This window comes from Pelatocladus sp. BLCC-F211 (assembly GCF_041928655.1).
In the GTDB taxonomy this organism is placed as follows: Bacteria; Cyanobacteriota; Cyanobacteriia; order Cyanobacteriales; family Nostocaceae; genus Pelatocladus.
The window spans coordinates 22,203-42,887 of sequence record NZ_JBHFLM010000190.1; the positions used below are offsets into that span (position 1 = coordinate 22,203).

At 42.8% G+C, this 20,685-nt stretch carries 13 protein-coding genes; 10 read left to right on the forward strand and 3 right to left on the reverse strand.

The features are described 5' to 3' along the window. The first annotated feature begins 64 nt into the window (after window positions 1-64). Window positions 65-3,277, forward strand: coding sequence for a DNA polymerase III subunit gamma/tau (gene dnaX / locus ACE1AT_RS22630; RefSeq protein WP_374872458.1), 3,213 nt, complete (start codon window positions 65-67; stop codon window positions 3,275-3,277). Here dnaX and ACE1AT_RS22635 read toward each other — a convergent pair. Further along, window positions 3,274-5,211 carry an iron uptake porin gene (locus ACE1AT_RS22635; RefSeq protein ID WP_374872434.1) on the reverse strand — a complete coding sequence of 646 codons (1,938 nt, stop codon included), beginning with the start codon at window positions 5,209-5,211 and terminating at the stop codon, window positions 3,274-3,276. The genes dnaX and ACE1AT_RS22635 overlap by 4 nt on opposite strands. A gap of 761 nt (window positions 5,212-5,972) precedes the next feature. Between ACE1AT_RS22635 and ACE1AT_RS22640 the strand changes: the two genes are divergently transcribed. From ACE1AT_RS22640 to ACE1AT_RS22650, 3 genes are read left to right on the forward strand one after another with little or no spacing between them, the layout of a single operon-like run. Next, the gene (locus ACE1AT_RS22640) at window positions 5,973-7,433 is read left to right on the forward strand and encodes a GAF domain-containing protein (protein WP_374872436.1); all 1,461 of its coding nucleotides are present in this window, start codon (window positions 5,973-5,975) and stop codon (window positions 7,431-7,433) included. Then, a complete protein-coding gene (locus ACE1AT_RS22645) occupies window positions 7,393-7,836 on the forward strand; it encodes a response regulator (protein WP_374872438.1) in 444 nt (147 codons plus the stop codon). Before ACE1AT_RS22640 ends, ACE1AT_RS22645 begins: the two co-directional genes overlap by 41 nt. Window positions 7,837-7,849: 13 nt before the next feature. Then, on the forward strand, window positions 7,850-10,153 hold the full coding sequence (locus ACE1AT_RS22650) for a PAS domain S-box protein (RefSeq protein WP_374872440.1): 2,304 nt from the start codon (window positions 7,850-7,852) through the stop codon (window positions 10,151-10,153). A 157-nt stretch (window positions 10,154-10,310) separates the two neighbouring features. On the opposite strand, the gene ACE1AT_RS22655 is transcribed toward ACE1AT_RS22650, so the two are convergent. Together ACE1AT_RS22655 and ACE1AT_RS22660 are read right to left on the reverse strand one after the other, a co-directional pair. Further along, window positions 10,311-11,717, reverse strand: coding sequence for a glycosyltransferase (locus ACE1AT_RS22655; protein ID WP_374872442.1), 1,407 nt, complete (start codon window positions 11,715-11,717; stop codon window positions 10,311-10,313). Next, window positions 11,671-12,645 (reverse strand): radical SAM protein, encoded by a 975-nt coding sequence (locus ACE1AT_RS22660; protein ID WP_374872444.1) that lies wholly within the window; start codon window positions 12,643-12,645, stop codon window positions 11,671-11,673. Before ACE1AT_RS22660 ends, ACE1AT_RS22655 begins: the two co-directional genes overlap by 47 nt. A gap of 290 nt (window positions 12,646-12,935) precedes the next feature. Here ACE1AT_RS22660 and ebsA point away from each other — a divergent pair, with 290 nt between their 5' ends. The 6 genes from ebsA to gatB all read left to right on the forward strand — a co-directional run bounded on the left by ebsA (window position 12,936) and on the right by gatB (window position 20,406). Further along, window positions 12,936-13,310, forward strand: coding sequence for a type IV pilus biogenesis protein EbsA (gene ebsA / locus ACE1AT_RS22665; protein WP_374872460.1), 375 nt, complete (start codon window positions 12,936-12,938; stop codon window positions 13,308-13,310). A 180-nt stretch (window positions 13,311-13,490) separates the two neighbouring features. Beyond that, complete coding sequence (locus tag ACE1AT_RS22670; RefSeq protein ID WP_374872446.1) at window positions 13,491-14,585, forward strand: phosphotransacetylase family protein; 1,095 nt, start codon at window positions 13,491-13,493, stop codon at window positions 14,583-14,585. Between the two features lie 196 nt (window positions 14,586-14,781). Next, window positions 14,782-15,447, forward strand: coding sequence for a DNA-3-methyladenine glycosylase family protein (locus tag ACE1AT_RS22675; protein WP_374872448.1), 666 nt, complete (start codon window positions 14,782-14,784; stop codon window positions 15,445-15,447). 329 nt (window positions 15,448-15,776) lie between these two features. After that, on the forward strand, window positions 15,777-16,895 hold the full coding sequence (gene ada / locus ACE1AT_RS22680; RefSeq protein WP_374872450.1) for a bifunctional DNA-binding transcriptional regulator/O6-methylguanine-DNA methyltransferase Ada: 1,119 nt from the start codon (window positions 15,777-15,779) through the stop codon (window positions 16,893-16,895). A 285-nt stretch (window positions 16,896-17,180) separates the two neighbouring features. Next, entirely contained in the window at window positions 17,181-18,545 is a 1,365-nt protein-coding gene (locus tag ACE1AT_RS22685) for a serine hydrolase domain-containing protein (RefSeq protein WP_374872452.1), read from the forward strand. A gap of 385 nt (window positions 18,546-18,930) precedes the next feature. Then, a complete protein-coding gene (gatB, locus tag ACE1AT_RS22690) occupies window positions 18,931-20,406 on the forward strand; it encodes an Asp-tRNA(Asn)/Glu-tRNA(Gln) amidotransferase subunit GatB (RefSeq protein ID WP_374872454.1) in 1,476 nt (491 codons plus the stop codon). Window positions 20,407-20,685 lie beyond the last annotated feature (279 nt).

The window sequence follows — 20,685 nt, forward strand, 5'->3', positions numbered from 1 at the left end:
TAAAATGATTGAATCCCAAACTCGACTGGGTGCGACTCCCAAAACAGAAAAGGCATTGCCATCCATGTTTTACGAACCTCTGCACCATAAGTATCGCCCAAAGAGTTTTGCTGAACTGGTAGGGCAAGAAGCGATCGCTACCACTCTCACTAATGCTATTTGTGCGTCCAAAATTGCACCAGCCTATTTATTTACAGGGCCAAGAGGTACAGGTAAAACTTCCAGCGCCCGCATTTTAGCTAAATCACTCAATTGTCTTAAAAGTGATAAACCCACAGCTGAACCCTGTGGTGTGTGTGATGTTTGTCAGGGAATCACCAAGGGTTATTCTTTAGATGTAATTGAAATAGACGCTGCCAGCAACACAGGCGTAGACAACATCAGAGAGATGATCGAAAGGGCGCAATTTGCCCCTGTTCAATGTCGTTACAAAGTGTATGTGGTCGATGAGTGTCTGACAGGAGATTCTTTGGTATTGACTGATAAAGGATTGATCAGAATTGATAATCCCAAAATTAAAGGTAAAAAAGTACTCAGTTATAACGACTCTACAGGACAATGGGAGTATAAAAAAGTTATTCGCTGGCTAGATCGAGGCGAACGTCAAACCTTAGTTATTAAGACAACTAGCTGCGAAATCAGATGTACTAGCAATCATTTAATTAGGACAGATAGGGGATGGATAGCAGCAAAAGACGTAAAAGAAGGAATGAGGATACTGTCCCCTGCGAATGCGGATGTGGTACTCCCATTTACAAATATGGGACAGATGGAGGTGTCCGGCGATTTGTTCGTGGACACCAATTTAAAGGTAATACCTACGGGCAAAAAACATATAATCTCAAATCCATCCTGCAACAAGCTGAATTACTCCGACCTATGTGCGCTTGTGGGTGTGGAGAACAGCTTGATATTCCAGCCTTTTTACAGAAAAAAGGTAAAGGAATTAGTAGCATTCAATCTCATTGGCAAAGACATCCATACAAAAAAGGACACGGTATTTGGGAACTTAGAACAAAAAAATTCCTCACTGATGCGGAAGTTTTATCAACAGAAACACTGGGACTTATCTACGGAACACTACTCGGAGATTGCTCCATCTGTTACCCAAATCAATACAGTAGATTCCCCAGGTTGGCTTGGACACACGCAGAAAGCCAGCAAAAATGGCTGGAATACAAGGTCTGTTGTCTTAAAGAACTGCAACCAAAATTACGACTATCACCTAACAGGGGATACGGTAAAACATCAGTTACATGTAACACATCCTGCCATCCCCAACTTAAAGATGTTTTTGATATCGTCAAGCCAAATGGGGATAAAAAACTCGTCTCTATGGCTTGGCTCAATCAGGTCACTTCAGAAGGACTTGCTTGGTGGTACATGGATGACGGATCTCTCAGTCTCACTCCACAAGGAAGTCCACAAATCCAATTTCATACGGAAGGATACTCCCCAGAAGAAAATCAAATTATTGCCAGTTGGCTCACAACTTCCGGTTATCCAGCAGCAGCAAGATTTTACACCAGGCGTAACACTGGCAAAACATACTGGTACATATGGATGGGCGCAGATGCCAGTAGAAAATGGTTGGCAGACCTCAAACAGTATTCCATCCCTTCAATGGACTACAAGTTTGGCAACGGTCGAATCTGTCAACCTCGCTGGGGTTGAACGAGTTTATGATATTGAAGTAGCAGACAATCACAACTTTGTTGCTAATGGACTACTGGTGCATAATTGTCATATGCTCAGTACCGCGGCGTTTAATGCACTACTTAAGACTCTCGAAGAACCACCTAAGCATGTAGTCTTTGTCCTCGCAACAACAGACCCGCAAAGAGTACTACCCACAATTATTTCCCGATGTCAACGATTTGACTTTCGTCGGATACCCCTAGAAGCAATGGTGCAGCATTTAAGTACTATTGCTACCAACGAAAATATAAATATTAATTTGGAAGCGATTACACTTGTAGCTCAAATTGCTCAGGGAGGATTGCGGGATGCTGAAAGCTTGCTCGATCAACTAAGTTTATTATCAGGGGAAGTGACACCGGATCGAGTTTGGGATTTGGTAGGATCAGTAAGTGAAAAAGATTTACTCACACTTTTGAGTGCGATCGCCAAAGACAACCCTGAAGCAGTTCTAGATTGTACTCGTCAAATTCTAGATCGTGGTCGAGAACCTCTGATTATTCTCCAAAATCTGGCTGCTTTTTATCGCGATTTACTCATAGCTAAAACAGCACCCAACCGTCAAAACTTGGTTGCTTGTACTCCCCAAACTTGGCAAGCACTTGTTAATTCTGCTCAAAATTTAGATATCAGCACAATATTACAAGGACAACAACACCTGAGAACTGCCGAGGTGCAACTAAAAAACACCACCCAACCGCGCTTGTGGTTAGAAGTCACATTACTGGGATTGCTACCTTCAGCAACTATTATTAACACTCAGCCAGCAACAACAAGACCTGTAGCACCCGCAGTCTCACCATTACCAACTCCTTCTATCATCCCACCTTCCCCAGTTTCTAACGGCAAGGTGACACAGACAAACAGTAACACAGCCAATAAACAAGATACGACAACTCCTCAAACTCCCCCCACCTCCCCCACTCCCCACACTCCCCCCACCTCCCACACTCCAAATACTTCCCCATCTTCCACTGAAGAATCATTGGAAGCAACTTGGCAAAAAATAGTCGAATCCTTGCCAATACCTGCCAAAGCACTCTTGAATCAGCACGGACGCTTATTAAGTATTGGCGATGGTGTTGCTGTTGTAGGTGTACCACCAAAGCTAATCAAACTTGCTCAAGGTAAATTAGCTGATGTAGAAGCCGCTTTTGTCAAAGTTTTTCAGCAAAAATATAAGGTGAGCTTGGTTGCAAATCAGGCAAAACCCTCAACTAGCAATGAAAAAAAAGATTTTCCTCAAAATAATACTCCTCAACCTCATCAGCCCTCTCCACCTAGTTACAACCAACAACCACAACCACCTGTAACTGAAAATCATCAACCAACAAAACCACTAATCACAAAAACAGAATCGGTAACAAATACTACTCATGCGGCGTCAACTTTCTCCACACCACAACCTCAGATGTCACCACCTAATTGGGAAAGTGATGAAGGAGCGATCGCAGCCCAACGTCTGGCACAATTTTTTGATGGGGAAATTATTCGCTTTGCAGATGATGTAGTAGAAGTTACCGACTCTAAAGCTACCTCTGATTGGGAAAACGAAGCAGAAGCAGATGATGAGTTTTAAAAAGTGAAGGTAGTACGGAGTACACCAACAGTTGTTGTGTCGTTTCTGCTGTCACCTTCGGGGTTAAATAGCACAAATGCCCCAGGAGTAATGCTAATATTATCACTCACTTTCAAGCGATAATACGCTTCTAAATGGTAAGGAGTAGCCCGATCAACACCTGTAGAGGCAAGTTCAGCATCCCCATCAGCAGAAGTCCGATACAGTGGCTGTCCAAACAAAATACCTGCGTTATTTCCCTGGTGGAATAAATCATTGAAGTGAAGCCCTACCATCCAACTAGTGAAGGTACTAGAAGCATCGACATCACGGGCAGAATCATCTACAAATATTGCTGCACCATAACCAGATAAAGCAATTTTTGGGGAAAATCGCCAAGTTACTGTGCCACCAAAAGAATTAAGTTTGACGGGTGTTCCTAGTGAAACACCAGCCAAAGCCCCAATGTCACTACTAGTTAATCCTGTACCCAAGATATTGATTTCGTGATAACTATTGGCATAGTTAAGACCAATATCTATAGAACTAGTTGGTCTAAAGGTTAGTTGTGTGGCGATGACGCTACTACCACCAAAAAAACCAGATCCTAAAGGTGTTCCAGAAACTCCTGGTAGGATATCTGGAGCATTTTGAGGAATATTAGCATTGACGCTGCCATATAAAGCTCTTAAGTCCAACTGGTTAGAAATATTAAAAATAAATCCTACAGCTGAGGCCAAACCAGAACCAGAAGTACCACCGGAAACACGTACTACAGGGTTCAAGTTGCCAAAGCGAGAAATCGACTCTTGTCCTTCACCATAGAAAGGTGTAATCGCAGGAAAAGCATCTGAAACTTCCGCCGCAGTTCCAGCAAACAAAGTTAATTTATCAGCAACCGGAAAGATATAAAGCAATTTGTAAAGCTCAACATCATTAGCACCGACATCCGATAAAGTTTTAACGTCAATACCAGGAAACTGAGGTTCAAAACTAGTACGGGCGCTACTAGCGCTAAGTAGGGGCGAAGCTAATCCCAAAGATTCTTGCAAACTACCACGACCATCCAAACCGCCCAAAAAGTTATAAGATTGCAAACCAGTAATTAATAAGTCTTTACCTGTAAAGCTGGTGTTGAGATTCAAGCGCACTCTATTTGTCAGGATGATATTAGGGTCATCCGTACCTGGAGAACCTCCTGTAGCACCAATCGCTGCAACAATTACCTCACCATTGAGTTTGGTAGTTGTGGAAAACTGATTTGCTTCTAGTTCTGCTGTGTGAGCTTCTAGTGTATCTACTCGGCCCCGTAGTGCCGCCAATTCCGCAGCAAATTCTTCTTGCAATCTCTGTAAAGTGCCTAAGTCTTCTTTTGTTACCAAATTAGTAGTTGCGGTAGCAATTATTTCACTGACTCGATCAAGACAAGCATTTAAGCCAGCAGCAAATTCGTAGCGAGTCATGGGACGATTACCCCGATAGGTACTATTGGGATACCCGGCAATACAACCGTAACGCTCAACCAAAGATTGTAATGCTTGGAAAGCCCAGTCTGTTGGTTGGACATCAGACAATTGTGATACGGATGTGACTTGGGCGATTTTGTTTGATATCTGAGATGAATTTGCAGATGTTGGATAAATTTGTAATGAAGAATTAGGAGCAGAATTTAATTCTATGTTTCTGTTCTCTTGCTTCTGGCTTAAAACCGATGAATCTTGTTTATTATTACCTATAACTGGTTGATTCTTCAGTTTATGAGGTAAGACACCACCATTATTTGTTATTATTTCATGCCTGTTCTCTTTCTTAGCAATTACTAATTTTTCAGAAGATTTTTCTACTAGCTTGCTATCTAAAACCTCAGACTTAGTTAGGGCTTGCACTGGTAACAATCCCAAAAGTAAGTACAATAAACCCGCTCCACCACAAGAGGCTAGCAGATATCTCGTCATGATAACTCCTCACAGATATACAGAAGATATGGGAAATTTGACTACGATATTTAACACCAATAGACAAGTAGATGTAAAGCGTTATTTTGCAAATAAAACTTGCCTGCTTTACATGATTTAACTCAGGAAATTATTTCACTGAATTTACTGTGCTACTGTGTAGATATTTATCGTATCGCAAGTATTAAATTCTAGTAAATACTATTTTTATTATAAGTTAACACTAGGAATTATTTATAATTTTGATGATTACCATATAACAATCAAAGGTTCGTAGTAAGGACTAAAGTCCTTACTACGAACTTATTTTAATAATTTTACGTTATACCAATTCTATATGAAGACGCATACAAAGACCCCTCCCCGGCTTCGCCACCCCTCCCCGCAAGCGGGGAGGGGTTGGGGGAGGGGTAAAATTCTATGCAGCTTCACGAAGAATTGGTATTACTTAACATGGTTTAGTTTATTCTCATCGATTTACTTATAGCTATAATCTTGATATAATTTACAAATTTTATATAGGAAAATTCTAATTAGGTAGTTTTTCAAAAATCAAATATTAGTCCTAATAATAGCCTTGATTTTTTATTATTAAACAATCTTTATCATCCAATTAAATTATATTATATTTTTAAGTAACTAATGCATCTGTATGCTATATTTTTACATTATTTTGAACACTTGGAGCAGTTATCTGAACTAGCTGACCCAAAAGTTTGTCTAATCTTTCAGTGATTTTTTGAGCTAATTAGCTAAAACAAATGAACCCAGAAATATTAGCAAGGTTGCGGAGCTTGTGTCGAGATGAAGCGGCATTTGAGGATGCCAAGCAGATCCTAGCAGGCGAAGTCCAACACTTAGAGCAGGAAATCAATCAAGCATATTTCCGGGTTGAGCAGCAGAAAGCATTGTTCCGTGTGATTACCCGCCTGCGGGAACATATTGATTTGGAAACGATTTTTAAAGCCACAGCTACTGAGGTTCGCCAACTCTTGCAAGCAGACCGAGTGGGGATGTTTCGTTTCTACCCAGACTCAGGCTGGGATGATGGGGAATTTGTTTCTGAAGATGTAGATCCTGCTTTTGGGTCAGCTATGGCGCAAAAAATTCACGACCACTGCTTTGGGGAGCAGTTTGCCATCCATTATCAGCAGGGCCGGGTTCAGGCGGTTGCAGATATCTATAGTTATGGGTTGAGTGAGTGTCACATTCAAATCCTCTCCCAATTTCAAATCCGAGCTAACCTAGTGGTGCCGCTTCTACAAGGTCAAAAGCTCTGGGGATTGCTCTGTATTCACCAATGTCGCGCTCCTAGAGAGTGGCAAACAACAGAAATCGAGTTTGTTAGCCAGATTGCTAACCACCTCGGTGTAGCTCTCAAACACGCAGAACTCTTGGCTGATCTACGGGCAGAAGTACTGGAGCGCCTACAGGCACAGCAGGCAGTTCAATCCTTAAACCAAGGGCTACAACGAGCAATCATTGAACTACAGGCAGTAAACAAAGAACTGGAAGCCTTTTGCTACTCTGTTTCCCATGATCTGCGCGCTCCTTTACGGGGTATTGACGGCTTCAGTCAAGCTTTGCTGGAAGACTACTTTGACGTGCTGGACGCAACCGGACAGGACTACCTGCGACGAATTCGTTTAGCGACTCACCGGATGGGGCAATTGATCGATGATCTCCTCAACTTATCTAGGGTGACGCGCAGCGATATGCACTTGGAAACTGCGGATCTGAGCCTGTTAGCTAGTAATATTTGTACTGAGTTACAGCAGAGTCAGCCAGAGCGACAGGTAGAGTTTGTCATTCAAACAGGGTTGTTAGCCGAAGGGGATAGCCGTCTGCTACGAGTTTTGTTGGTGAACTTACTGAGCAATGCTTGGAAATTTAGCTCCAAGCACCCCCAAGCAAAGATTGAGTTTGGAGCGATCAATAGTGAAAGTGGCATCCCAGTCTACTTTGTGCGAGATGATGGTGCAGGCTTTGATATGGCTTACGCCAACAAATTATTCGGACCGTTTCAGCGTTTGCATGGTATGAATGAATTTCCGGGTAATGGAATCGGACTCGCCACTGTGCAACGAATTGTGCATCGGCATGGCGGTCGGGTGTGGGCAGAAGGGGCCGTGGAACAAGGGGCTACCTTTTACTTTACACTAATATTAGATAAGGCAGGGGATGAGGGTGAGCAACAAAACTATTCTACTGGTGGAAGATAATCCTGATGATGAAGCTTTGGCTATTCGAGCTCTCAAGCGAAATCACATCAGTAATGAGATTGTAGTGGCTCATGACGGTGTTGAAGCCCTAGATTATCTGTTTGGAACTGGAGTTTATACTGGACGGGATATTAGCGTCCAACCTACAGTGGTTTTGTTGGATCTCAAGCTGCCTCGCATTGATGGCATTGAAGTACTGCGCCGCTTGCGATCAGATAATCGCACCAAACTTTTGCCTGTGGTGGTTCTGACTACCTCCAGCGAAGAACAAGATATGCTCAATAGTTACAGCTTGGGGTGTAATAGTTACATCCGCAAACCTGTAAATTTTGTCGAATTTACGGAAGCAGTACGACAACTGGGGATGTACTGGTTACTGTTGAACGAAGCACCACCGATTTAACGAGGTAGTGAAGATGAACTCTCACCTGCGTGTTCTGATTCTTGAAGATTCGGAAGATGATACTCTCCTAACTCTGCGGGAGTTACGTCGGGGTGGCTACACCGTAGACTATGTGCGGGTGGATACCTCAAGTGCCATGCAGGAAGTTCTAGAGCAACAGACTTGGGACATCGTGATTGCAGATTACAATATGCCTGCTTTTACTGCCCCAGAAGCGCTGAAATTTCTTCAAAGTCGGAAGTTAGATTTACCGTTTATTATTGTTTCCGGTACGATTGGTGAGGATATTGCTGTTGCTGCGATGAAAGCCGGAGCTCACGACTACCTGATCAAAGGTAATCTTACTCGCCTAGTACCCGCAGTGGAACGGGAGTTGCGGGAAGCACAGGAACGCTATAAACAGCAGATCACAGAACAGGCTCTACAGGAAAGCGAAGAACGGTTTCGCCAATTGGCAGAGAATATAACTGAGATGGTCTTTTGGATGGCAGACCCCAAAGAACGTCAGTTACTCTACGTCAGCCCTGCCTACGAAACCATCTGGGGACGTACTTGTGAGAGCTTGGATGCCAACTTTATGATCTGGCTAGAGGCAATTCATCCCCAAGATCGGCAACGCATTCAGAACGTCTTTTTTGAGCAGTCACTAGCGGGCAACTATGACGAGGAGTATCGCATTATCCGTCCCGATGGGTCGTTGCGATGGATACGCGATCGCGGTTTCCCCATTAGAGATAAATTTGGCGAACCTCACCGAGTTGTGGGAATTGCGGAGGACATTACCGCTCGTAAGCTGGCAGAACAACAGATCCGCGAACAAGCTGCTTTGTTGGATGTCGCCACCGACGCGATTTTTGTTCAAGATTTGGAGCAGCGTCTCTTATTTTGGAATAAAGGTGCTGAACACCTGTACGGATGGGAAGCAGCAGAAATTTTGGGCAAGAAAGCCGTTGAAGTTTTGTATCAAAATAGCACAAATTTGGCGCAATTTGAAGCAATACAAACAATACTGACTCAAGAGGGTAAATGGCAAGGTGAGTTGCAGCAAGTCACCAAGGATGGAAAGAACATCATCGTCGAAAGTCGCTGGACACTTGTGCGCGATGAAGCAGGTAATCCCAAATCCATTCTGACTGTCAGTACTGATATTACCGAAAAAAAACAACTCCAAGTGCAGTTTCTCCGCGCCCAACGCCTTGAAAGTATTGGTACTCTCGCCAGTGGTATTGCCCACGATCTCAACAATATCCTTACTCCCATTTTGGCAGTTGCTCAACTGCTGCCCATCAAATTCCCCTACTTGGATGAAAAAAGTCGGCAACTGTTGGAAATCTTGGAAAACAGTGCCAAACGAGGTGCTGATTTGGTCAAGCAAATTCTTTCGTTTAGTCGTCGAGGAATTGAAGGGACTCGCACCATCGTCCAAGCTAGGCATTTGCTTGCGGATGTCGCACAGATCGCGCAAAAAACTTTCCCAAAGTCTATTGAAACCCAAACTGATTTAGCACACAATCTTTGGACGATTTTTGCAGATGCAACTCAACTCCATCAGGTGCTAATGAACCTCACAGTCAATGCTCGTGATGCCATGCCCAATGGCGGTATCCTGAGTATTAGTGCGGAAAACCTTTGGGTTGATGAAAGTTATGCTCGGATGCATGTGGATGCTCAGGTAGGCTCCTACATTGTGATTACTATTGCTGATACCGGAACAGGGATTGCACCAGAAATTATAGACCGCATTTTTGACCCTTTTTTTACCACAAAAGAGTTAGGGAAGGGAACTGGTCTAGGGCTTTGCACTGCCATGAGCATTATTAAAAATCATAACGGTTTTGTGAATGTTTATAGCGAGGTGGGAAAAGGCACCACCTTTAAGGTATATCTGCCGAGTAACCAAGCCACTGAACCCCAAACACCAGTTGATGCAGAACTACCAAAGGGCAATGGCGAATTGATTTTGATAGTAGATGACGAAATCACAATCTGCAAGATTACTAAAACGATGCTGGAAACTCATAACTATAGGGTTTTAAGCGCCAGCGATGGAATCGGTGGACTTGCACTCTATTCTGAGTACAAGGACGACATTAGTGTGGTATTGATAGACTTGATGATGCCAGAGATGGATGGTTCTACTACGATTCTCACCTTACAACGCATTAATCCCCAGGTGCAAATCATTGCCATGAGTGGACTAATACCCAGTTGGACTAATCTTCACAACAGAAGTCTGAATATCCAAGAATTCTTGCCTAAACCTTTCACAAACCAGGCCTTACTGAGCGCTTTACAGAAGGTACTACACCAATCGTAGACAATGCTAGACAACAAGGTAGCGATCGCACTTTTTACCCTATAACAAATTGCTCAAGAAAGTCATAGCAGTCTTGAGCTTTGGGCAGATTCAAAATCAACTAGAAAAATGAACCAGGAAGACCCGCGCTCTACACTAAGCGTGAGCGCTGGGTAGTTCACTTATTTCCTGTATGTACAGTTTTCACCCATTTCAAACGCTTAGGACGCACAGACATGCGAGCGGTGGTGCTACTGATGACTATTAGCCAGTGAAGCATATAGAAAGTACCACGCAAAGTCTGAAGCAGCAGCACAAAATAACTAGATAAATTCAGCCCTTTTTGTTTTCTGATCCTTACCAGACCAGCAAACATACCTGCCATAGACATTGTAATGGTCAAGCCCGTCATGGGGCTGAGTATTGGTGGACGATGCCGAGCGATCGCCATCAATAAATCTGGTACTGCTGCTGAGGGCAAAATATACTGACTGAGCAGGAAAACCAGCATATCCCAAGTTTTGCGGCTACCCATGCGGTTTTTGAGAATTAAATCCCAATAATCCAGATAGCGTTGATAACCACCTTCTGCCCAACGGTTACGCTGATGCCAAAGAGCGATCGCATTCGTTACACCTTCTTCTTCAACTGCGGTGTTGAAGACATTTTCTATATCCCAGTTATCTAGGTGGAGGCGGAATGTTAGATCCAAATCATCGGTGATTGTCTCTTCATTCCAGCCACCGCAACGTTTCAATGCTTCTCGCCGGACAAATTGACCGTTACCCCGTAGTTCGCCAAAACCACCAATGACAGTCCGTCCCTCTTGTAAATAGGCATCTATTGCCATTTCTGCCATTTGTCCCTTTGTCCAAAAGTTTTCTTTGGCGTTGGCGATCGCTTTTCGCACTTGCACCGCCCCCACTTTTTGACGTTCAAACAAAGGTACAACTTGTAGCAGGATGTCTGGTGAGACTTGAGCATCAGCATCAAACACCGCCAAAATCTCACCTTTAGTGAGTGGCAAAACCTGATTCAAGGCTCCAGATTTGCCACCACCAGATCCTGGCGATCGTTGCAGAATTTTTAATTGCTCGTATTCGTGAGCAAGTTCTGCTAAAAACTGCGGCGTCCTATCGCTGCTATTATCATCAATAATCCAAACTTCGTACTTTCCTTCTGGATATTCCAGATTGCAAAGGTTTTTCACGAGTTTGCCAATTACAGCTTCCTCGTTTTTCGCAGCTACTAACACCGAAACATAAGGATAATCACCCTCTATTCCTTCATGACTATGGCGCGGTCTAGCAAACACCAGCACAAATACATGAAGCCCGATGATAGTAGTCAGTCCTAGTACGAACAAATAACCCCAGGAAACAAGATGCAAAGCGATCGTGCCACTCCAGACCATTGTCAGAACTAGAGCAGCTTTGCGTCTGCGACCTTGAAACCGGGATGGAAGAGACACACAAGGCGATGTCTCTTCTTCTAACTCCTCTTCCATTGATAAATCAGAAAGTAAAGAGTCGAGCGGATCAAGCTCTTTGTAAGAATCGTTTTCGGGCCAGGAATTCGCTGGCATAGGTCACTTGATTCAACCACCAATATTTGTCAACACCCATAAAGAAGCTGGGTATCAGGTAACACCAAACTGTACAACCTTCACACACTTTTAACTTACCTTGAGATTGGCGGTAACTTTCTACCTCCTCTGATTCACGATAAAGTTCGTAAAGCCGTCCTTGGATGGGAACTCCAGTTTGGGCAAAGTGGTAACAAGGTAGCAACAGTTCGTCATTAGGAGAAATTGCAATGACTGCATCTACCGCCTTACAGCGAGGATTTTTAGTGTCATTGCCTCCAGCTTCAATAAAAGCCAATGCAGCCCTATTGTACCCGACATTCTTGTATTTCTTGGCAGTAGCTTCGATTGCTGCCACCATTTGAGGAGTAGGATTTTTATTTGAGTTGTAGTGTTCATGGGCTGTGAAAGCAGGATTCAGCCAGACGCGCACACCCAAATTTTTACCCAGTTCACCCACTTCATCTATACGTTCGTAGTTTTGGGCAGTAACGGTATGATTGAGGACTGGGAATTCTCCCAAAGACTTAGCAATTTTTACCGACTCGACCAAATTGTCAAAAATCTTCACTCCACGTGAGTGATCGTGAGTTTCTGCATCCCCCCCATCCAAAGAGAAATTCAAAAAGTCCACTAACCCCTGAATTTCTTTTGCTTTCTGCGGATACAAAATTGTATTTGTGGTTATGCTGGTATAAAAGCCTTGGCGTTTTGCCTCAGTATAAATCTGACCCACATCTTGCCGCAGCAACGGTTCACCACCTGTAAAGTCCACATATTTGACTCCCAGACGGCGTAAATCATTCAAATTATGCTTAATTGTCTCAAAATCAGCTTCTTTCCCAGGTTCTAATGCCCAAATGTTACAAAAGTGACATCTAGCATTACAGCGATAAGTCAAGTAATAGTTTGCAACTAGTGGAGCCATAAAATCTTATAGTGTTCAACCACTAAAGTTTTCCTTAAGACATCTTTAAACGTAGTTTACACACAGTCAACAATTATTTAGTTATTTGTCATTGGGGATCGGGGAAAGGGGAAAGGGGAAAGGGAAGAGACTTGTGAAATAATTCTCCCCCCACTTTCCCTTGTCTCCCTACTCCCCCTCGTCTCCTTTCCCCAATCCCCAAATCAACTGTGTATCAAAATACTTTTTTGGGAATACTATGTGAAATCACTAATATGCTTGTTTATCAAGCAACAGAAGGAATACTTAGTATGTCTTTTGAGCAACTTCAACCTGCTACGCCGCAACAGGCTAATGTCTACTTGCCATACATTCAAAGCAGCAAGCGTAATTTTTTACCATACGCCATCAGTCTCTATCACAAAGGTATTTTAGAAGGACAGCGCAAAATAGAAGGGAGTGAGAATATTCCTTTTGTAGCGACTTGGAATACTGCTACCTTACCCTCAGACCTGACCCGTTGTCGAGTCCAGTTTGAAGGCAACGCAGACCTCAGCTATGAAGTGATGATGGCTAGCTTCGAGTTTATAAATTTTTTAATTGAAATGATGGAATATTACAAACGCTATCGCCTCACTGATTTTTCTCAAGCTTTTTACCGTAAACTCTTACGAATAGACGAATAATATTGGTCATTGGTCATTAGTCATTGGGCATAATTAAGAAATTTTTGACTTTTGACTTTTGACTTTTGACTTTTGACTTGTTTTGTCTTCTCTTGCGACAACGCGATCGCATTGGTTAGTCCTAAAATGGGGAAACACCAAGCAAAGGTTGTGCCGACTTTTGAATTTAGGAGTGCATGTGTGCCGAAATCTGCTAAACATTTGCTAATTGGTTCGACTGAGGCTTACTGTGGCAAATCTGCAACTGTTATAGGTTTGTCTCATCTGCTACAGCAAAAAGGATTAGATATTGCCTATGGCAAACCAATAGGCACCTGTTTGAGTGAATCTGCTGGTAGCATGGTTGAGGATGATGTCCAATTTATTGCGGCTAGCCTCAATCTTCCTGAAAACCGCATCGTACCATCCGTATTGGCTTTAAATGAAGCCACAATTCAAAAACGTCTGCGCGGGGAAGACAAAACCGATTATCGTCAATCTTTAGCACAACAATATCTACCAATCTCGGTTGGTCATTTGGTGTTGCTAGAAGGGCCAGGTAATCTGGAAGAAGGCAGTTTGTTTAACTTGTCTTTACCACAAGTGGCTGAAATTATTGATGCTGCTGTGGTGTTAGTCAGCCGCTATCAATCGCTGCTTTCGGTTGAGTCTTTAGTGTCTGCTAAAAAGCGATTAGGAAAACGCCTAATTGGTGTCGTGATTAACGATGTTCCTGCACAACAAATACCAGCGCTGGATAGTACTATCCGTCCATTTTTGGAACAGCAGGATATAGCTGTGTTAGGAATTTTGCCAAAAAGTGACTTGTTACGTAGTGTCAGTGTCCGCGAACTCGTACATCAATTGAATGCGGAAGTTCTTTGTCGCAGCGATCGCTTAGATTTAATGGTGGAAAGTTTAGCGATTGGGGCTATGAATGTAAACGCCGCCGTGAAGTATTTTCGCAAACGTCGAAATATGGCGGTTGTCACAGGAGGCGATCGCGTTGAAATTCAGCAAGCAGCATTGGAAACTTCCACCCAATGTCTGATTCTAACTGGACAACTACCACCACCTCATTTTATTCTCACCCGCGCCGAAGAACTAGAAATCCCCATTTTATCAGTAGATTTGGATACTCTGACTACTGTGGAAATTATTGATCGGACTTTTGGTCAAGTACGCGTTCACGAACCGATTAAAGTTCACTGTATTCGTAATCTTATGGCTGAACATTTTGATATTACTCGTTTGCTCAGTCTCCTAGATTTAAGTCCAGCAGCAGCCTTGCCATAAACTATACTGTTTTTCTGGAAGATATAGCATTCCTAAATCATTCGTGAGACACAAGATCCCCGATTTCTTTAAGAAGTCGGGGATCTGCGCTTTGCAATGATCACAAATCATATAGGATTGCTATATCTGTGTGCATCGGTGTTTGATTTCCAAAAAATATCTTTATCGTAATTTTTATTTATCTCAGGCGTGAATAATGAATTATTTAGAAACCCTAAGTGAGGAGAATTTTACTCACGCATTAAATGTACTTGCAGCAAATGATCATGACTTAGCTGACATTCTCAATACTTTTGGTTTACCGCCACTTTGGTTACGAGAACCAGGTTTTGCAACTCTGATTCAAATCATTCTCGAACAACAAGTTTCTCTCGCTTCCGCAAAAGCAGTTTTTGAAAGATTGCAAGCAAAAATCTCACCAATTACTCCCGAAAAGTTTTTTCAACTTGATCATACAGAATTAAAAACAATTGGTTTTAGTCGCCAAAAAGCTATTTATGGAAGTTTATTAGCAGAATCAATTATTGCTGGACAAGTTGATTTAGATATTCTCAACACCATGAGTGATGAAGATGTTCGTAGTGTCCTCAAACAACTTAAAGGAATTGGAGATTGGACAGTAGACATATATTTATTAATGGCGTTGCGGCGACCAGATGCTTTACCAAAGGGAGATTTAGGGTTAATACTAGCAATCCAAAAAGTGAAGAAATTAGCACAACGACCCACACCAAAGGAAATCGAAATTATTGCTGAGAATTGGCGTCCTTGGAGAGCAGTAGCGACGCGGTTGTTGTGGCATTATTATTTGAGTGAGCGATCGCCACAACCAAGAAAAAATTCTACAGGTTCATCGTCTTAAATTGGTCATCTGATTTTGGATTTTGGATTGTGGATTTTGGATTGATGTGTATATTACCTGTATTCTTTGCCAATGGCTAATACCTTAATCAAGGAGCGGGGTAAATACATCTCTTCCAAAGTTTTGACAGATTGGACAACAAGTTTACAGAAGTATGGCACAAGCTAAAAAATTAAATGTGGTTGAACTAAGTGCTTTAGGAAAAGAGTGATGATTTTAATTGCAAAGTTTGACCGCAAGATTCAGATAGATTCAACTTGTTTGCTTTGCTTATGATTGGGAGCGTGGGTGAGTTATACCAATTCTCCATTTGAAATTGCAATAAATCCATGAGTGAAGCAGACTTTTGGCAAGCTGTATTAAACAGAGATATTTGCTTTGACGGTGTATTTGTGTATGCAGTGCGCTCTACTGGTATATATTGTCGTCCCTCTTGTCCAGCACGCAAGCCACGAAGAGAGCAAGTTGTTTTCTTTGCTTCGTCGCAAATAGCTGAAGATGAGGGTTTTCGTCCGTGTCGGCGCTGTGAACCGCAAAAACCAATAGACCCGCAAACAGAAATAGTGCGGCGTGTGTGCGCTATTATCGAAGCCGAACCGACAGAGTCACTAACTTTAGCAACACTCAGCGCCCAGGTTAATGTTAGCCCTTTTCACTTGCAGCGAATGTTTAAGCGAGTCATGGGTGTGACACCTAAGCAGTATATACAAGCACAACGAATGCAAATTTTAAAAACAGAACTTAAAACTACAAGCAGTGTCACTGATAGCATTTACAATGCAGGCTATGGCTCAAGTAGTCGTCTTTATGAGTGTGCAAAAACACAATTTGGTATGACTCCTGCTACGTACAAACGCGGCGGCGATGGTATGGTAATCAACTACATGATTGTAGATTCTGCTTTGGGCTACTTGCTAGTAGCTGCTACTGAATATGGAATTTGCATGGTGAGTCTGGGTGATTCTGATACAGGATTAGAAACTGCTTTGCTCAAAGAATTTCCGGCGGCTAAGATTTACCGATGTGAGCTAAATGAAGATAAGTTGAGTCAGTGGGCGATGTCTGACGACAAGAAGCAAAGCTTCTACGCACTTCTACAATACCTCAATGGCGAACAACCGAGTTCCCATCTCTCAGAATTACCCCTTGATATTCAAGCTACAGCTTTTCAAGCTAAAGTTTGGCAAGCTTTACGTCAAATTCCCAGTGGTAGCACACAAACATATAGTGAAGTTGCTCAATCTATTGGTCAACCCAGTGCTGTTAGGGCTGTGGCGCGTGCTTGTGCGACAAATCCCGTATCTTTAATTATCCCTTGTCATCGCGTCGTTCGTTCTGATGGTAGCTTGGGTGGTTATCGCTGGGGTATTGAACGCAAACAATTTTTGTTAGCACAAGAAGCAGGGACTACAAGGAAGAGGGAAGGGGGAACAGGGAACGGGGAGTAGAATACTGAGTTTTTTAAACGCAGGCTACGCTAACAAAAATCTAATAGGAATTTTGTATCAGCTTGCATTATTAATGTATTGGCTTACATTGTTAATGTATCGACTTGCATTGTTAATGTATCAGCTTGCATTGTTAATGTATGGGCTTACATTGTTAATGTATGGGCTTACATTGCGATTTGTTGGGCGATCGCATAAGCTTTAGCTTTACCCATAATCAAGCAAGTTAACCCAAAAGAGTTTAAGTTACGAGTCTTCATAACAATACTCAACTAGGAGTCGTCAATGCCAACCAGTCACGACCTCTCAATAGTTATAGATGATCTTGTAAAATCAGCTTTCACTCAAGATGAACCTGGAGTAGCAGTCATTGTTACTCAAGCTGGCGAAGTTATCTATCGCAAAGGCTATGGAATGGCAAACCTGGAACTTGGTGTGCAGATTCAGCCAGACATGGTTTTCCGCCTCGGCTCAATCACCAAACAGTTCACAGCAGTGGCTATTTTAATTCTACTAGAGCAAGGTAAGCTCGCCCTTGACGACTCAATTACTAAGTTTTTGCCTGATTATCCTACTCACGACCACTTAATTACAATAGAACATTTATTGACTCACACTTCTGGGATCAAGAGCTATACCACTATACCTGAGTGGTGGTCTTTACAAACAAAAGATTTCACCGTCAGTGAATTAATTGATTTTTTCAAATATCAGCCCATGCAGTTTGCACCGGGAAAGCAATGGATTTATAACAATTCAGGATATATTTTACTGGGCGCGATTATCGAAAAAATATCGGGGCTGACTTATGGGGAATTTATTCAGCAGCATATATTTGATGTGCTGGGAATGAAGCATTCCTACTATGATGTGGCACAACGTATTATTCCTCAGCGTGTTTGCGGTTATCAAACTGGAGCAAATGGTTATCTCAATGCCAACTATCTGAGTATGACACAACCCTATGCTGCGGGTTCCTTAGCTGCAAATGTGGATGACTTAGCAATCTGGGATGCAGCACTTTACAAAAATAAATTAGTCCCACAGAAAACACTCCAGCAAGCATTTACAACCTATAAATTAATAGATGGTTCATTGACTAATTACGGTTATGGTTGGTTTATTTCTGATTATGAAGGACATCGATTGGTAGAACATAGTGGTTCAATTAACGGTTTCTCCACCCACGCTATCCGCGTACCAGATGACCAAATTTTTGTAGCTGTACTCTCAAATAGTGAAAGTAAAGGTTCAGTTATCCAACAACTCATAGTGAAAATAGTCGCCCTCACCATTGGAAAACCATATCAAGAACCACAAGCAGTTCAGGTAAATTCAGAAATTCTTGCGACGTATACTGGTGTCTACCAACTGAATGAAGCTTTAGAAATCATTATTACCTGCCAGCAAAATACCCTTTTCTGCCAAGGAAAAAGTTCTACTCCCCAAGAACTTATAGCAATTTCCCCAATCGAATTTATTTTCAAATCAAATAGTTTTTCCAAGCTTCAATTTATAAAAAATACAGAAGGAACAGTTGCAGGAGTTGAGCTACATATTCGTTTAAAACCACCAGAAGTGGCAAAGAAAACAGCTAAACCCTTACCGGAGAGTAGTTCCACAAAAGAGAAAACTAGTACTGGTTTGTAGTGAGGACTTTAGTCCTCTATATCTATGAGCGCTTAAGCGTACCCTACCCTACGGGAACGCCTTACGACGGCGTATGGGAAGCCGCTACCGCGTCTACACTACGAACCCATCAAAATCAATAGACCTCTTGCATGAATCTTTACCCTCACCCTAAATCCCTAAATCCCTCTCCCAAGCTTGGGAGAGGGACTTTGAAATTGGCTCCCCTTCTGGTCAATTTTGACCAGAAGGGGTTGGGGATGAGGGCAAGTTTTGCATTCGTGCAAGAAGTCTAATATGTTGAACCAATAGTACGCTTTGCTCTACCGAAAAACCGTATTCAAGCACAGTCCATCCCAGTCTAAAATAGTAGCCTGAACCAGAATTAACCATAATTTGTGTTTTTATGACTGCTGCTACGACTGTAAAAACAGAGTACGAAGCGATTATTGGTCTAGAAACCCATTGTCAGCTAAGTACCAAAACTAAAATTTTCTCTTCTAGTTCCACAGAATTCGGAGCTGATCCTAATACTAATATTGACCCCGTTTGTATGGGTTTGCCTGGTGTATTACCTGTACTCAACGAAAAAGTTCTAGAATACGCCGTCAAAGCAGGTTTGGCGCTGAATTGTCAAATCGCTGAGTATAGCAAGTTCGATCGCAAACAATATTTTTATCCTGACCTTCCTAAAAATTATCAAATTTCTCAATATGATCTACCCATTGCCGAACACGGTTGGTTAGAAATTGAGTTGGTAGATGCAGATGGTAATCCCTTCCGTAAAAAAATTGGTATTACTCGTCTGCACATGGAAGAAGATGCAGGGAAATTAGTACATGCGGGTAGCGATCGCCTGTCTGGTTCGTCCTATTCTTTGGTAGACTACAACCGTGCTGGTGTGCCGTTGGTAGAAATTGTCTCAGAACCAGATTTGCGTTCTGGACAAGAAGCTGCGGAATACGCCCAAGAGTTACGCCGGATCATGCGTTATCTCGGTGTCAGTGATGGCAATATGCAAGAAGGTTCACTGCGCTGTGATGTTAATATCTCTGTGCGTCCCGTCGGTCAAGAAAAATTTGGCACGAAAGTAGAAATTAAAAATATGAACTCGTTCAACGCCATTCAAAAGGCGATTGAATACGAAATCGAACGCCAAATTGCAGCCGTAGAAGCGGGTGAACGCATTATTCAAGAAACCCGCTTGTGGGAAGAAGGCGCTCAACGCACAATTAGTATGCGAACTAAAGAAGGTTCTAGCGATTATCGCTACTTCCCAGAACCAGATTTAGCACCAATTGAAGTATCAGACGAACAATTACTCACATGGCGATCTGAATTACCGGAACTCCCCGCCCAAAAACGCCGTCGTTACGAAGATGAGTTGGGTCTTTCAACCTACGATGCGCGAGTTTTGACTGAGGAACGCGCTACTGCTGAGTATTTTGAAAGTGCGATCGCTCTCGGTGCTAACCCCAAAGCTGCTGCTAACTGGATTACTCAAGATATCGCTGCTTACCTCAACAAAAATAAACTCAGCATTACCGAAATCGCCCTCACTCCCGTCAATCTCGCCGACGTCATCAGTCGAATTGAAAAGGGTAAAATTAGCAACGCCCAAGCTAAAGAAAAATTGCCCGATTTGCTCAGTGGTGTTTCTCCAGAAAAAGCATTTGCAGGTCAAGAGTTAATCAGTGACCCCAGCGTCCTCGAACCCATCATTGATGAAGTGATTGCTGCAAATCCCAAAGAATTAGAGAAATACCGCAACGGTAACGTCAATCTCAAAGGCTTCTTCGTCGGACAAGTCCTGAAAAAGACCAACAAACGCGCCGATCCCAAGCTCACTAACCAATTGGTAGAGAAAAAGTTGAATGCATAGGTCGGGGATTGGGGAAAGGGGAAAGGGGATTCTCCTTACGGAGACGCTACGCGAACGGGAGAAGTCGCGGTGACAAGGGAGAGTGAGTGACAAGGGGAGACAAATCTCCCTTGTCCACGCCACGTGCTACAACGCTCTTAACCCAATACGGTTCAGTTAAGGCTAAAAACTAAAACTAGCGTAGGTTGGGGAGCCAGTGCGTTGCGGGGGTCCCAAGAGTTGTAGCACCTGGCGTTTGAGGAACGTAGACGCGCCCTGCGCGGCTGATCGCAGAGTAAC